The organism is Halomonas rhizosphaerae, assembly GCF_030012485.1.
In the GTDB taxonomy this organism is placed as follows: Bacteria; Pseudomonadota; Gammaproteobacteria; order Pseudomonadales; family Halomonadaceae; genus Halomonas; species Halomonas rhizosphaerae.
The window spans coordinates 280,581-294,552 of sequence record NZ_JASCQQ010000027.1; the positions used below are offsets into that span (position 1 = coordinate 280,581).

13 protein-coding genes are annotated in these 13,972 nt (G+C 67.9%); 9 read left to right on the forward strand and 4 right to left on the reverse strand.

Translation table 11 applies throughout. The annotated features are described in order from the left end of the window. Window positions 1–142: 142 nt before the first annotated feature. Both cobO and QLQ86_RS12645 read right to left on the reverse strand, forming a co-directional pair. Window positions 143–742, reverse strand: coding sequence for a cob(I)yrinic acid a,c-diamide adenosyltransferase (gene cobO / locus QLQ86_RS12640; RefSeq protein WP_282734767.1), 600 nt, complete (start codon window positions 740–742; stop codon window positions 143–145). An 82-nt stretch (window positions 743–824) separates the two neighbouring features. Beyond that, window positions 825–2,321: a RimK family protein gene (locus QLQ86_RS12645; protein WP_282734964.1), complete on the reverse strand. Its 1,497-nt coding sequence runs from the start codon at window positions 2,319–2,321 to the stop codon at window positions 825–827. A gap of 168 nt (window positions 2,322–2,489) precedes the next feature. Here QLQ86_RS12645 and QLQ86_RS12650 point away from each other — a divergent pair, with 168 nt between their 5' ends. The 4 genes from QLQ86_RS12650 (at window position 2,490) to pepN (ending at window position 6,751) form a co-directional block, all read left to right on the forward strand. Then, on the forward strand, window positions 2,490–2,990 hold the full coding sequence (locus QLQ86_RS12650; protein ID WP_282817180.1) for a GNAT family N-acetyltransferase: 501 nt from the start codon (window positions 2,490–2,492) through the stop codon (window positions 2,988–2,990). Between the two features lie 57 nt (window positions 2,991–3,047). After that, window positions 3,048–3,533: a YajQ family cyclic di-GMP-binding protein gene (locus QLQ86_RS12655; protein WP_282734765.1), complete on the forward strand. Its 486-nt coding sequence runs from the start codon at window positions 3,048–3,050 to the stop codon at window positions 3,531–3,533. A gap of 122 nt (window positions 3,534–3,655) precedes the next feature. Continuing rightward, window positions 3,656–4,033, forward strand: coding sequence for a YbaN family protein (locus QLQ86_RS12660; protein WP_282734764.1), 378 nt, complete (start codon window positions 3,656–3,658; stop codon window positions 4,031–4,033). 84 nt (window positions 4,034–4,117) lie between these two features. Beyond that, a complete protein-coding gene (gene pepN / locus QLQ86_RS12665; protein ID WP_282817181.1) occupies window positions 4,118–6,751 on the forward strand; it encodes an aminopeptidase N in 2,634 nt (877 codons plus the stop codon). Window positions 6,752–6,955: 204 nt separating this feature from the next. Here the strand turns inward: pepN and QLQ86_RS12670 are convergent, their stop codons facing one another. Both QLQ86_RS12670 and QLQ86_RS12675 read right to left on the reverse strand, forming a co-directional pair. Continuing rightward, window positions 6,956–7,243 (reverse strand): hypothetical protein, encoded by a 288-nt coding sequence (locus QLQ86_RS12670; protein ID WP_282734762.1) that lies wholly within the window; start codon window positions 7,241–7,243, stop codon window positions 6,956–6,958. 125 nt (window positions 7,244–7,368) lie between these two features. Then, a complete protein-coding gene (locus QLQ86_RS12675) occupies window positions 7,369–8,967 on the reverse strand; it encodes a cation:proton antiporter family protein (RefSeq protein ID WP_282817182.1) in 1,599 nt (532 codons plus the stop codon). Between the two features lie 142 nt (window positions 8,968–9,109). Between QLQ86_RS12675 and yegS the strand changes: the two genes are divergently transcribed. The 5 genes from yegS (at window position 9,110) to QLQ86_RS12700 (ending at window position 13,927) form a co-directional block, all read left to right on the forward strand. Next, window positions 9,110–10,012, forward strand: coding sequence for a lipid kinase YegS (gene yegS / locus QLQ86_RS12680; protein WP_282817183.1), 903 nt, complete (start codon window positions 9,110–9,112; stop codon window positions 10,010–10,012). A gap of 84 nt (window positions 10,013–10,096) precedes the next feature. Beyond that, the gene (locus QLQ86_RS12685) at window positions 10,097–10,693 is read left to right on the forward strand and encodes a LemA family protein (protein ID WP_282817184.1); all 597 of its coding nucleotides are present in this window, start codon (window positions 10,097–10,099) and stop codon (window positions 10,691–10,693) included. Between the two features lie 10 nt (window positions 10,694–10,703). Then, a complete protein-coding gene (locus QLQ86_RS12690; RefSeq protein WP_282817185.1) occupies window positions 10,704–12,626 on the forward strand; it encodes a M48 family metallopeptidase in 1,923 nt (640 codons plus the stop codon). A gap of 37 nt (window positions 12,627–12,663) precedes the next feature. Further along, window positions 12,664–13,092, forward strand: a complete 429-nt coding sequence (locus tag QLQ86_RS12695) for a VOC family protein (RefSeq protein ID WP_282817186.1) — start codon at window positions 12,664–12,666, stop codon at window positions 13,090–13,092. Between the two features lie 70 nt (window positions 13,093–13,162). Continuing rightward, window positions 13,163–13,927 carry a hypothetical protein gene (locus QLQ86_RS12700; RefSeq protein ID WP_282817187.1) on the forward strand — a complete coding sequence of 255 codons (765 nt, stop codon included), beginning with the start codon at window positions 13,163–13,165 and terminating at the stop codon, window positions 13,925–13,927. Window positions 13,928–13,972: the final 45 nt, after the last annotated feature.

Sequence of the window (13,972 nt, forward strand, 5' to 3'; positions counted from 1 at the left end):
GAGGCAGCGGAAGGGATAACCGTCGCCATCAAGGGACGGTTATCGGGGAGGGGAAGGCAAGCCTTTAAAATCAGTCGGTTAAGTGTTGCCTGGCGACGACGGTCGTGGCAGAAAGCTGACTAAACTGTTGAAAATAAAGGGATTAGTAGTCGATGCCGCGGCGGGCCTGGAGCCCGCTATTGAAGGCGTGGCGAACCTCCTGCATCTCAGTGACGGTATCCGCCGTGGCGGTCAGCTCCCGGTGGGCATTGCGCCCGGTGATGATCACCGTCTGCTCGGCGGGGCGACTCATCAGCGCTTGCTTGACGGTGGCGATATCCAGGTAGCCGAACTTGAGCATGTAGGTGATCTCGTCGAGCACCACCAGGTAGACGTCCGGGTCGGCGAGCATCCGCTCGGCCTCGGCCCATACCTCGCGGCAGGCCCGGGTGTCAGCCTCGCGGTTCTGGGTGTCCCAGGTGAAGCCGGTGGCCATGATGGCGACCTCGAGGTTGGGGTCCTCGACCAGCCGCTCGCGCTCGCCGCACTCCCAGAGCCCCTTGATGAACTGGACCACGCCGACCTTGTAGCCGTAGCCCAGGGCTCGGGTCACGGTGCCCCAGGCGGCGGTGGTCTTGCCCTTGCCGTTGCCGGTGAAGACCAGCAGCAGCCCGCGCTGCTCGGTGGCCTCGGCGACCTTCTCGTCGACGCGAGACTTGAGTTTCTGCATGGCCTGCTGGTGGCGGGTGTCGCGATCGCTCATCGGGGCTCCATGGTTTGTACAAGGCTTGTCAAGGAAAGCGACAGCATACGCCAGAACCGGGCGGGCGTCAGCCTCCTGTGGCTCACGCCTGTTCGCGCACCCGGGCCTCCATGCGTGCCAGGAAGACCGTCATGATGCGCTCGTAGAGCGCGCGACCGAGCACGGCGTCCTCGATGCCGGCATCCACGTTGGGGTTGTCGTTGACCTCGATCACCACCACCCGATCACCGGCCTGCTTGAGATCCACGCCGTAGAAGCCGTCGCCGATCAGCCGGGTGGCCTTGAGCGCCGCCTTGATCACTGCCGCCGGGACCTCGGCGGGGTCATGGGTGGTGAAGCCGCCGCTCTTCACCCGGGCACCGGAGTGATCGTAGATCTGCCAGTGGCCGCGGGCCATGTAGTAGCGGCTGGCGAAGAGCACCTGGCCGTCGAGCACGCCGATCCGCCAGTCGTACTCGGTGGGCAGCCACTCCTGGAGCAGCAGCAGGGCCGAGGTGGCGAACAGCCGGCTGGCCTCGCGTTCGAGCTGCTCCGTCGATTCGACCTTGACGATGCCCCGGGAGAAGGCGCCGTCGGGAATCTTCAGCACCAGCGGGAAGCCGAGGCCGGCGACCCGTTCGTCCAGCGGGCGGCGGTCGCCGCGCTTGAGCAGGACCCCCTGCGGCGCCGGAACGCCGCGGGCCCGCAGCAGGGCGTGCAGGTAGACCTTGTTGGTACAGCGCAGGATGTCCCGGGGAGCATCGATCACCACCAGCCCCTCGTGTTCCGCCCGCCGGGCCATGCGGTAGGTGTGGTGGTCGAGCGCGGTCGTCTCGCGGATGAACAGGGCGTCGAACTCGGCGAGCCGGCCGGCATCCTTGCGGGTGACCAGCGAGACATCGATGCCGAGCTTGCGCCCGGCGCGGATGAAGGCCTTCAGCGCGCCGCGGTTGCTGGGGGGCAGGGCCTCCTGCGGGTCGACCAGGATCGCCAGGTCGAAGCGGTAGCGGCGGCGTGCCTTGGGCGTGCGCCATACCTTGCGGGAGTGGCGATTGAGGGCCGTGGCGAACAGGTCCTGCTCTTCCGGCGCCAGGTCGCGCAGGCGCAGTGGCCGCAGGCGCGACAGTCGCCACACCTCGTGGCGCCGCACCAGGCGCGCCTCGAGCAACGGGCAGGGCAGTCGCTCGAAGAGCCGGCGCGCCAGCCGTGCCAGGCACGGCTCCCGGCATTCGCCGAACAGCACCCGCAGGGTCAGCTGGTCGCCGGGCAGCGAGCCCTGGCGGGCCAGGTCACCGAGCAGCGGGGCCAGGCCATCGAGCTGAAGGTCGACCAGGGCCTTGCGCCCGAGGGCGTTGAGGGTCTCGACCGCGGGCAATACCCGCTGCCCCCGCGCCTGGGCCAGCAGCGAGACATAGTAGCCCGTGCCCAGGTAATCGAATTCGCTGCACAGGTTGATCACATGGGTGGTGCGATCCTGGTCGTCGGCGATACGGTGTTGCCGGTCCTGGGCGAGGAAGTCGTCCGCGGTGATCAGGTCCTCGGAGGGATAGTAGGGCCGCCAGTCTTCCAGTCGGTCGACGACGATGCGCAGCGGGCACATGGTGGGGCTTCCGTGCTGGGCGGCGGGGTGCCGCCGGAATGCGGCCAGCATGCTCCTGAGCCCGCTCCCGGACAAGTCGGCGTTCGGGTGAAAAGATTTCATGGTCAACGCCGGTGACAGCGATATTGGCCATGATCACAATCGTGCCGAGATTTCTGGAGATTCGAGATGACCGTCACCCTGCGCCAGGCCCTCGGTCGCGACCTGGATGCACTCTACCGCCTGGAGCAGGTGGCCTTCACCGGCGACCGCTTCAGTCGCCGTCAGCTCTGGCACCTGCTCAACCGCGCGCATGCCCTGACGCTGGTCGCCGAGCGTGGGGCTTCCGACGGCGGTCTCCCGAGGCTGCTGGGCTACGGTACCCTGCTGTTTCGTCGCGGCACCCGTCGTGCCCGGCTCTACTCCTTCTGCGTGCATCCCGATGCGCGCGGCAGTGGGCTGGGCCGGCGGCTGCTGGAGGCCCTGGAAGCGGAGGCGCTGGCGCGGGATGCCGAGGTGCTGGGCCTCGAGGTGCGTGCCGACAACCGCGTGGCGCTGGGACTCTACCAGCGGATGGGCTTTCGCCCGGAGCGCTGGCTGGGCGACTACTACGAGGACGGCTGTGCGGGCTGGCAGATGGCCAAGCCGCTGCTGCCCGTTGAGGAGGCCGCGCAGGTCCGCGAAGGCTGATAGAATCGCGCCATTCGGCTTCTTCACCAGCCACCAACTCTCCACCAGGACATGCCCATGCCCTCCTTCGACATCGTTTCCGAGTTCGACAAGCACGAAGCCAGCAATGCCGTGGATCAGGCCAACCGGGAGATTCAGACCCGTTTCGATTTCAAGGGGGTGACCGCGAGCTTCGAGCTCAACGGCGAGACCGTGTCCCTCGAGGCCGAGGTCGATTTCCAGCTCAAGCAGATGCTCGACGTGCTGCGCAACAAGCTCATCGCGCGCGGCATCGACGCCCGCTGCATGGACGTCCAGGAGCCGGTGCTCTCCGGGGTCCGCGCCCGCCAGGAGGTGACCCTCAAGCAGGGGCTCGACCAGAAGGAGGCCAAGGACGTCGTCAAGCGCATCAAGGAGAGCAAGCTGAAGGTCCAGGCCCAGATCCAGGGCGAGAAGGTCCGGGTCACCGGCAAGAAGCGCGATGACCTCCAGGCCGTCATGGCCCTGCTGCGCGGGGAGGGCGGCCCCGACCTGCCACTGCAGTTCGACAACTTCCGCGACTGACGGCCGCCGAGGGCGCCTTGATCCAGGTCAGTCCGATGGCGTCCATAGGCGTTGGCGATTGGCACGGGGCGGCAGTATGCTCTTCAATGTGAAGGATACTCACTACCGGGAGTGAGCGGTTGATGCCAGTCGTTCGTCGTGTCGCCTACCTGGCCCTGGCCTGGTTCAGCTTCGGGCTGGGCGTGGTAGGGGCCTTCCTGCCGCTGCTGCCGACCACCTGCTTCATGCTGCTGGCGGTCTGGGCGGCCTCGAAGGGGTCCCCGCGCTTTGCCGCCTGGATCCGTGAGCACCCGCGCTTCGGCCCGGCCGTGGTGGCCTGGGAGTGCGAGCGGGCGATTCCCCGTCACGCCAAGTGGCTCGCCTCCGCCATGCTGGCCGTCTCGATGCTGGTGCTGGCCCTCACCGTGAGCCTCTGGTGGCTCAAGCTGTCGCTCATTGCCGGGCTCTGCCTGGTGGGGGCCTGGATCCTGTCGCGCCCCGAGCCGGTCGCCGTACGCTGATCGCGGACGCCTGCCGCATTGCTTTGAGCTCCGGGTGCGGGGCGCCGTACAATGGATGGCAATCACCGACAGGAGCCATCCTCGATGTCAGAACCGCAGCCGATCTATCTGAGTGACTACCGTCCGCCCGCCTACCGAGTGACCCGTACCGAACTGACCTTCGACCTCGACCCGAACGCCACTCGGGTGAAGGCACGCCTGCACGTCGAGCGCCATCCGGAGCGCGAGGCCGGGGTTCCCCTGGAACTCGACGGCGAGCAGCTTGCGCTCAAGGCCATCGCCATCGACGGTCAGCCGCTGGCGCCGGACGAGTACCTGGTCGGCGAGGCCGGACTGGTCGTGCATCGGGTACCGGAGGCCTTCCTGCTCGACACCGAGGTCGAGATCGCCCCCGACGGAAACACGGCCCTGTCGGGGCTCTATCGCTCGAGCGGCATGTTCTGCACCCAGTGCGAGGCCGAGGGCTTCCGCCGCATCACCTTCTATCCGGATCGCCCCGATGTCATGGCGACCTTCTCCACCACGGTGATCGGCCGCACGGCGCAGGAGCCGGTGCTGCTCTCCAACGGCAACCCGGTGGAGCGCGGCGAGCTTCCCGGCGGTCGCCACTTCGTCACCTGGGAGGACCCGCACCCCAAGCCCAGCTACCTGTTCGCCCTGGTGGCCGGCGACCTCAGGAAGGTCGAGGATACCTTCACCACCGCCGGCGGGCGTGACGTCACGCTGCAGATCTGGGTCGAGGAAGAGAACCTCGACAAGACCGACCATGCCATGGCCTCGCTCAAGCGCGCCATGCGGTGGGACGAGGAGGCCTACGGCCGGGAGTATGACCTGGACCTCTTCATGATCGTGGCGGTCAACGACTTCAACATGGGCGCCATGGAGAACAAGGGCCTCAACATCTTCAACTCGGCCGCGGTGCTGACCCATCCGCACACCGCCACCGATGCGGCCTTCCAGCGCGTCGAGGGCATCGTCGCCCACGAGTACTTCCACAACTGGTCCGGTAACCGGGTCACCTGTCGCGACTGGTTCCAGCTCTCCCTGAAGGAGGGCTTCACGGTGTTCCGTGACCAGTGCTTCTCGGCGGAGACCAACTCGGCGCCGGTCAAGCGCATCGAGGACGTCTCCTTCTTCCGTACCGCGCAGTTCGCCGAGGACGCCGGTCCCACCGCTCACCCGGTGCGCCCCGACCACTACATCGAGATCGGCAACTTCTACACCCTGACCATCTACGAGAAGGGCGCGGAGATCGTGCGCATGCTCTCGAACCTGGTGGGGAAGGAGGCCTTCCGCCGAGGCAGCGACCTCTACTTCGCGCGCTTCGACGGCCAGGCCGTGACCATCGAGGACTTCGTGGGCTGCATGGCCGAGGCTTCGGGGCAGGACCTCACCCAGTTCATGCGCTGGTACTCCCAGGCGGGGACCCCCGAGATCGACGCCCACGGCGAGTACGACTACGCCAACGCCGAGTACCGCCTCATCCTGCGTCAGCGGACCCCGGCGACCCCGGGCCAGCCGGACAAGCAGGCCCTGCATATCCCGGTGCGCCTGGGCCTGGTGGGCACCAAGTCCGGCCGCGACCTGCCGCTGACCCTGGACGGTGAAACGCTTGGCACCGACGCGGTGATCCACCTGCGCGAGGAGGAGCAGGAGTTCCTCTTCACCGACGTCAGCGAGGCCCCGGTGCCTTCGCTGCTGCGCGGCTTCTCGGCCCCGGTCAAGCTGCACTTCCCCTATGCTCGCGAGGACCTGGCCTTCCTGCAGGCCAACGACTCCGACGGCTTCAACCGCTGGGACGCCGGCCAGCGCCTGGCCCTGCTGGCCCTGGACGACCTGATCGCGGCCCATCGCAACGGCGTCGAGAAGGTGATGGATCAGCGGGTGGTCGAGGCCTTCCGTGCGCTGCTGGCGGCGGAGACCGACGACGAGGCGGTGCTGGCCCAGATGCTGACCCTGCCCTCCGAGGCCTACATCGCCGAGCAGCAGCCGCTGGTCGACGTGGATGCCATCCACGCCGCCCGCACCTTCGTCAAGCAGAGCCTCGCCCTGGCGCTGCGTGACGACTTCCTGCGGGTCTACGAGGCGCATCGCATCGATGCCCCCTATGCGCCTGAGCCCGAGCAGATCGCCGCACGCAGCCTGAAGAACGTGGCGCTCTCCTACCTCATGGCCATCGAGGACGAGGCGGGGCTGGAGTTCGCCCGCGAGCAGTTCGAGGCGGACCACAACATGACCGACGTGCGCCATGCCCTGACCCTGCTGGTGCACAGTTCCCGCGGCGATATCGCCGACCCGGCCCTCAAGGCCTTCGGCGAGACCTGGGCCCACGACCCGCTGGTGATGGACCAGTGGTTCGCCATCCAGGTCACCCGCCCGCAGTCGGACGTGCTCGACCGCGTCACCTTCCTGATGGAGCACCCGGCGTTCTCGCTGAAGAACCCCAACAAGGTCCGGGCGCTGATCGGTACCTTTGCCAACCAGAACCCGGTGAACTTCCACCGGGCCGACGGGGCAGGCTATCGGCTCCTGGCCGACACCGTGATCGAGCTCAACCGTCTCAATCCGGAGATCGCGGCCCGGCTGGTCACCCCGCTGACGCGCTGGGCACGCTTCGACGAGACCCGCCAGGCGCTGATGAAGGGTGAGCTCGAGCGAATCCGCGCCGAGGAACTCTCGCCGAACGTCTATGAGGTGGTGGAGAAGGCCCTGGCCTGATGAGGAAAGGGTAATTTCCTGCTGCGCTCGGGCTCTTATAAAAGAAGCTGGCCGCCGGCCCGGTCGTCTCCTCATGTAGCGGGCTACACTCCGGCAGCTGCGCTCCGGCGGCGGCCAGCCTAACGTCGCTCGCAACGGAAATTCCTCCTTCCCTGATGCCAAAAACGTGCCGCCCAATGGGCAGCATGTTGCATTAGGGAGGGGTCAGTTGATCAGCCAGCTCAGTACCGTCACCCCCAGCAGCCACCAGATCAGGGTGGCGACGATGGCCCGGCGCATCAGCGCGGCGACGCCCTTCCACAGCAGCCAAAGGCCGATCACCAGCACCACCAGGCTAATCAGCGTGGGGGCGATGCCCAGTGACTCGGAGAGCCCCTGCATGAAGCTGCGGGCCGCATCGCCGATGTTGGCAAAGAAGCCGGTGAGGCCATCGACGATGAAGCGGATGAATTCTCCGAAGGCGTTGCCGATGAAGGCGAAGACGTCGTCCATGGGTGGCGAGTTCCAGTCTGAGAGGAAGCGGTCGTGTTTCATGCCCCGCAGGGCCAGCCTGAGGGGCGGTCGGCGTCACGCCAGGGCCCGAGTATCGCGAGAAGCGCCCCGGGGTGGCAAGTCGGTCACCCCAGTTGACTGGCACGGGAGACGACCCCGGCCTCCTCGGCGGCGCTGTCCGCCAGTGCCCGTCCGGCCTCGTCGTAGACGTGGAAAACCGCATTGGCGCCCAGCTCGCGGATCGGGTCGATCTCCTCGGGGTATTCCACCACGGCGGTGATCTTGCCCGGGAACTTCCGGGAGCGCAGCTGCTTCAGCGCGAAGAGGTTGCCCGCATGGTGCGGCATGGCCAGCACCACCATCTGGACGCCATGGGACATCAGCAGCTTGTCCCAGAAGTCCGAGTCGACGGCATCGCCCTCGAGGATATTGAAGCCCCTCGCCCCCAGCTTCTTGACGCTCTGGGGGTTGCTATCGATGCCCAGCACGCGCAGCCCGTATTCCTTCTGCAGGCGACGGTAGACGCTGCGCCCGATGCGGCCCATGCCCAGCACCACGGCCTCGGCGTCGCCGACCTCGATCGGTCGGTCGCTCGGCGAGAGGTCTTCCACGGGGACCGGCGGGAGCCGGGGCTCCAGCCAGCGGTAGAGTCGCTCGCTGAAGCCGTTGAGTATCGACGAGAATCCGAAGCTCAGTGCCACCGCCAGCGAAATCACCACCAGCCACTCCGCCGGGAGCCACTCGCTGGACACCGCGATGGCGCCCACGATCAGGCCGAACTCCGAATAGTTGGTCAGGCTGAGAGTGGCCAGCAGCGAGGTGCGGTGCCGCATCCGGAAGCGCATGAAGACGAGCTGATAGATCAGGCTCTTCAACGGCAGGATCAGTACCAGCAACATGGCGATGCCCAGCATCTCGGTGCTGGGCATCGCCGTCAGCCCGATGCTCAGGAAGAACCCTACCAGCAGCAGCTCCTTGAGGCTGAACATCGAGCGGGCGAGGGTCTGCGCCGCGGGGTGGGGGGCCAGCAGCAGCCCGATGATCAGCGCCCCCAGGTCTCCCTTCACGCCGACCGACTCGAACAGGGCGTAGCCCAGCACCAGCGCCAGCAGCATGCCGAACAGCATCTGCATCTCGCCGTGGCCGAGCCGGTCGAGCAGGGCACGCAGGGCGGGCGCCAGGGGAATCAGCAGTACCAGGCCCAGGGCCCAGGGACTGGGCAGCTCCCCGGTGGAGGCGGTGATGAAGATCACCGCAAAGATGTCCTGCATGATCAGCACGCCGATGGCCAGGCGACCGTAGGCGGTCTGGGTCTCGCTGCGCTTCTCCAGCACCTTGACCACGAAGACGGTGCTGGAAAACGAGAGCGCGAAGCCCAGCAGGCCCAGGGTGTGCCAGCCCGTGCCGTCCAGCAGACCCAGTCCCAGCCACTTGAACAGGGAAAGCAGTGCCACCATCAGCAGCGTCGATCCCAGCATGTGCAGGGAGGCGCCCCCCCAGACATCCCTCCGCAGCAGGGTGCGCACGTCGAGCTTCAGGCCGATGGTGAACAGCAGCAGGGTGACCCCGATGTCGGACAGGGTCTCGAGCAGCGGCGTCTTGTCGTAGCCCAGGGCGTTGAGCACGAAGCCACCGGCGAGGAACCCCACCATGGGTGGTAGACGCAGCCCCAGGGCAGTCAGGCCTCCCAGAAAGGCCGCAACAAGAAAGGCCGGTTCGATCATGCACACTCCCTGTTCAGCACGCTTCGGCAGACAGATAGTGTAGGGAAATCGTAAGGTGATTGGCATTCATGATTCGGCGCATGCCGTCATCCGGTGGCGGTGTCATGATTAGGATGGAACGAAGCAGGCGAGAGGAACGCACATGGCCAGGTTGATCCTCAATGGCAAGTCGGCGCAGCTGCCGGCGGTGAGGGAGGCGGTCTTCGCCCGCCGCGAGGCAGGGGACGACATCGAGGTCAGGGTTACCTGGGAGCAGGGCGATGCCGCCCGCCTGGCGGAGCAGGCCGGCCGTGACGGGGTCGGGCGGGTGATCGCCGGCGGCGGTGACGGCACGGTCAACGAGGTGGTCAATGGCCTGATGGGGCTGTCGCCCGAGCAGCGGCCCGGCCTGGGGATCCTGCCTCTGGGCAGCGCCAACGACCTGGCCACCTCGCTGGGCCTGCCGCTGGACGGCGAGTCCGCCCTGGCCTCGGCCCTGCACCTTCCCCTGCGGCGCATCGACGTGCCGCGACTGGACGACTGGCACTTCCTCAACATGGCCACCTGTGGCTTCGGTGCCGATATCACCTCCTCCACTCCCAAGACCCTCAAGCGCCTTCTCGGTGGCGGCGCCTACTCGCTGATCGGCGCCTTCAAGGCCTGGGACTACCGGCTCTATCCCGGGGTGCTGCGCTGGGAGGGCGGCGAGCGCCGTGCCGAGGTCTTCATGCTGGCCATTGGCAACGGCCGACAGTCGGGTGGTGGCCAGGCGTTGACGCCCGACGCCGCGCTGGACGACGGCCAGCTCGACGTGCTGCTGCTGCATGATGTCGCTTCCCTGGCACGGCTGTTCGCCATGCGCCGCGAGCTGGCGTCGCGTCCCGCCCGGGGCAACTACGTCGATGCCTTCCGCACGGACTGGCTCACCTTCGAGGCAGAGGAGACACTACCGGTGACTCTGGATGGCGAGTCCTGGCATCGACGGGGGTTCGAGGTGGCCATCAGCCCCGGCGCGCTGATGCTGGCGGCGCCGCCGGCGTGCCCGCTTTTCTCGCGCCCGCCATGAGGCAAGGTCCCGCGGTCAGGCCTAAGGTTAACGGCAACCGCCCCCTGGCGGCCCCATCCTCTGTCGACAAGGAATCACGACACCATGGACCTCTCGCTGATCATTCCCGTCGTGCTGCTGGGCGCCCTGCTGGTCTACGGCGTGGCCATCTACAACCGCCTGGTGACACTGAAGAATCGCTACCAGAATGCCTTCGCCCAGATCGAGGTGCAGCTCAAGCGTCGCCATGACCTGATCCCCAACCTGGTGGAGACCGCCCGCGCCTACATGAGCCACGAGCGAGAGACCCTGCAGGCGGTGACCGAGGCGCGCAACGACGCCGAGGTCGGCCTGCAGCATGCGGCGGCGCGCCCCGGCGAGCCCGGGGCCATGGCCGAGCTGGCCGGCGCCGAGTGGGCGCTGGGCGCGGCCCTGGGACGCCTCAACGTGGTGATGGAGGCCTACCCCGAACTGAAGGCCTCCGACAACATGCGCCAGCTCTCCGAGACCCTCACCAGTACCGAGAACCGCGTGGCCTTCGCCCGCCAGGCCTTCAACGATGCGGTGATGCAGTACAACGCCTATCGGCAGAGCTTTCCTCCGGTGCTGCTGGCCGGCTCCTTCGGCCACAAGCAGGATGCGGCCCTGCTGGAGTTCGCCGACAGTGCCGAGATCCAGACGGCGCCTCGGGTGAGCTTCTGAGCCGGCACTCATGGACTTCTTCACGGCCCAGGATCGCGCCCGGCGCCTGACCGGGCGGCTGGTCCTGCTGCTGGGGCTGGCGGTGGTGGCGCTGATCGTCGTCACCTCCGTGGTGGTGGCCCTCGCGGTGGTGCTGCTCGATGGCGGTCCCTTCACCGGCGAGCCCCTGGCGCGTGCCCTGCAGCCGCGGCTGCTCGTCGGGGTGGCGACGGCGGTGATCCTGGTGGTGGGGCTGGGGAGCCTCGTCCGGCACCTGCAACTGCGGGCTGGGGGCAGTGCGGTGGCCGAGGCCCTGGGCGGCCGCCCGCTCAACCTGGAGACCCGCGATGCGGACGAGCGCCAACTGCTCAACGTGGTGGAGGAGATGGCCATCGCCTCCGGCATGCCGGTCCCGCTGGTCTATGTGCTGGAGGATCAGGCCATCAACGCCTTCGCGGCCGGACACGAGCTCGACGACGTGGCCATCGGGGTCACCCGCGGCGCCATCGAGACCCTCGACCGCGACCAGCTGCAGGGGGTGATCGCCCATGAGTTCAGCCATATCCTCCACGGCGACATGCGGCTCAACCTGCGGCTGGTGGCGCTGCTCCACGGCATCCTGGTGATCGGCCTGATCGGTCGCATGCTGCTGCATGCCTCGGGCAGCGGTCGTCGCATGCGCTCCCGAAGGGGCAGGGGACAAGCCGCGGTGCTGGGCCTGGGGGCGGCGCTGATGGTGGTCGGCTATGCCGGTACCCTGTGCGGCAACCTGATCAAGGCCGCGGTGAGTCGCCAGCGCGAATTCCTGGCCGATGCCAGCGCCGTGCAGTACACCCGTAACCCCGAAGGCATCGGCGGGGCGTTGAAGGTACTGGCCGCTCACCGCCTCGGTTCGCGTCTACTCGCCACCCATGCCGCGGAGTTCAGCCACCTCTACTTCGGCAGCGGTGTCCGCTCCCTGTCGCGCCTGACCGCCACCCATCCCCCGGTGGAGGCGCGGATTCGTCGTGTGCTGCCCCGCTGGGACGGCAGCCTGCCGCCTGCCCCGGCGATCCGCTCGTCTCGACCTCGCCAGGCCGGCGCTCCCGCTCCCGGTGGTTCGCGAGGTGCCGACACCCTGGCCTCGGGGGCGCTGGCCGCCGCGGTGGTGGCCAGCGTGGGTCGGCCGAGCGCCGAGGATATCGCCCGTGCCCGCCGCCGACTCGGCGAGATCGACGAACGCCTGTTCGAGGCCGCCCACGAGCCCTTCGCCGCCCGGGCGCTGGTCTACGGGATCCTGATGGGCGCCGATCCCCGCAGTCGCGAGGCGCAGCGTCAGGCCCTGAACGGCCAGGCGCTGCCCGAGGTGCTCAGCGAGCTCGAGGCCCTCGATGCCCCCCTGTCGGGGCTGGCGCCCGGACAGCGCCTGCCGCTGATCGAGCTGGCACTCCCGGCGCTGCGCCAGCTCTCCGCGGCCCAGCATGCCCGCTTCCAGGCTTGCCTGCGCCGGCTGATGGCGCTGGAGGTGCATGCGGGTGCCCTTCAGTGGGCCCTGCACCGGCTGGTGGTCCAGGGCATCCGGGGGGAGCGGCGAGCCCGTCGCGATCGCCATCTGGGCGACCTCGCCGGGCCGCTGTCACTGCTGCTCTCGACGTTGGCGCGGGCCGGCCAGCAGGACGAGGGGCAGGCACGGGCCGCCGTCGAGCGGCTCTCGGCGGTGCTGGGCGTGACCCTGGATTTCGTCGGTGAACCGGCACTTGCCACCGACCTCGACTGGGCCATGGCGCGTCTGGTACGCCTGGTTCCGGCCGAGCGGGCCCCCTTGCTGACGGCTATGAGCTGTTGCGTGGAGCATGATGGCCGGATCGACCCCGAGGAGGCAGAACTGTTGAGTGCCGTGGCCTGGACCCTGGGGTGCCCGCTGCCGTCCGCGGAGCGTTCGGCTGGCCAGGCGGACGCCGGGACGGCAAGATGAAGGCGCCGAACCCGCTCACCAACCGGAGGACTCCGTGATGCTGACTCCCTTTCACCTGGCCGTGCAGGTCCGCGACCTGGCCGAGGCTCGCCGCTTCTATGGGGAACTGCTGGGCTGCCCGGAAGGGCGCTCCAGCGATACCTGGGTCGACTTCAATCTCTATGGCCACCAGTTCGTCTGTCACCTGAACCCTGCCCTGGGGGAGAAAGGGATCGATGATCACCGCAACCCGGTGGATGGCCACGGCGTGCCGGTGCCACACTTCGGGGTAGTGCTGGAAATGACCGACTGGGAGACGCTGGTCGACCGCCTCACCGCGGCGGGGGTGCGCTTCGAGATCGAACCCTATATCCGCTTCCGTGGCGAACCCGGCGAGCAGGCCACCATGTTCTTCCGCGATCCCAGCGGCAATGCCATCGAATTCAAGGCGTTTCGCGACATCGCCGGCCAGCTGTTTGCCACCTGAGACACCACGTCGCCTTGCGGGAGCGGGGACGCTCTGGTGCAATGTCGTCCTTTTCGTCAGGAGCAAGAGAATGGCAATGAAACCCTGGATGCCGCTGGTTGCGGCCATGGCGCTGGCCATGGGACTCGCCGGCTGCGGCAACGGTGACGACGAGCCTGCTCCGGCCGAGGTCGAGGAGACGCAGGAAGAGGCCGCTCAGCAGGCCGCGGAGACCGATCAGGAGCCGGTCACCGACGGGGCCGAGTCGGCCGCGGAGGATCAGTCTGAAGTGCCTGACGAGACCGACGTCGAGGGTGAGGCGGGTGTCGAGGGTGAAACCGACGTCGGGGGTGAGGTGGACCTGGAGGCCGAGGGCGAGGTAGACGCAGAGGCCGAGACCCTGGGCGAGTCACCGGCCGATACCCTGGACGAGGATGCGGCCCTGCCCGGCGAGACGACCCGCTCCGATGTCGATGCCATCATCGAGGAGACGGAGCGGCGCTTCGAGGAAGCCAGCCGTCGCATCGACGAGCAGTTCGAGAGCGCCGAGGAGGGGACGCCAGAGCTGGAGCCCATGGAGGAGTCGCCTGCGCTCGAACCCATGGAGTCGTCCGAGTTCGAGTCCGACATCGACCTCGACGCGTCGCCGGGCGGCGACCTGGACGAGCAGGAGGCGTTGCCCGGGGAGAGCACCGACTCGGATATCGAGGCGATCCTCGAGGAGACCGAGAAGCGCTTCGAGGAGGCGAGTCGCCAGATCGACGAGCAGTTCGAGGAGGCGGAGCGTCAGGCGCCCGGCGCGTCATCGGAACTCGATGAGCTCGATCTCGAGGACACCGACGGCGCCGGTGACTGAGGCGTCGTCCCTCGAGGCTCGGGACGAAAAAGGCCCACCGTCTGG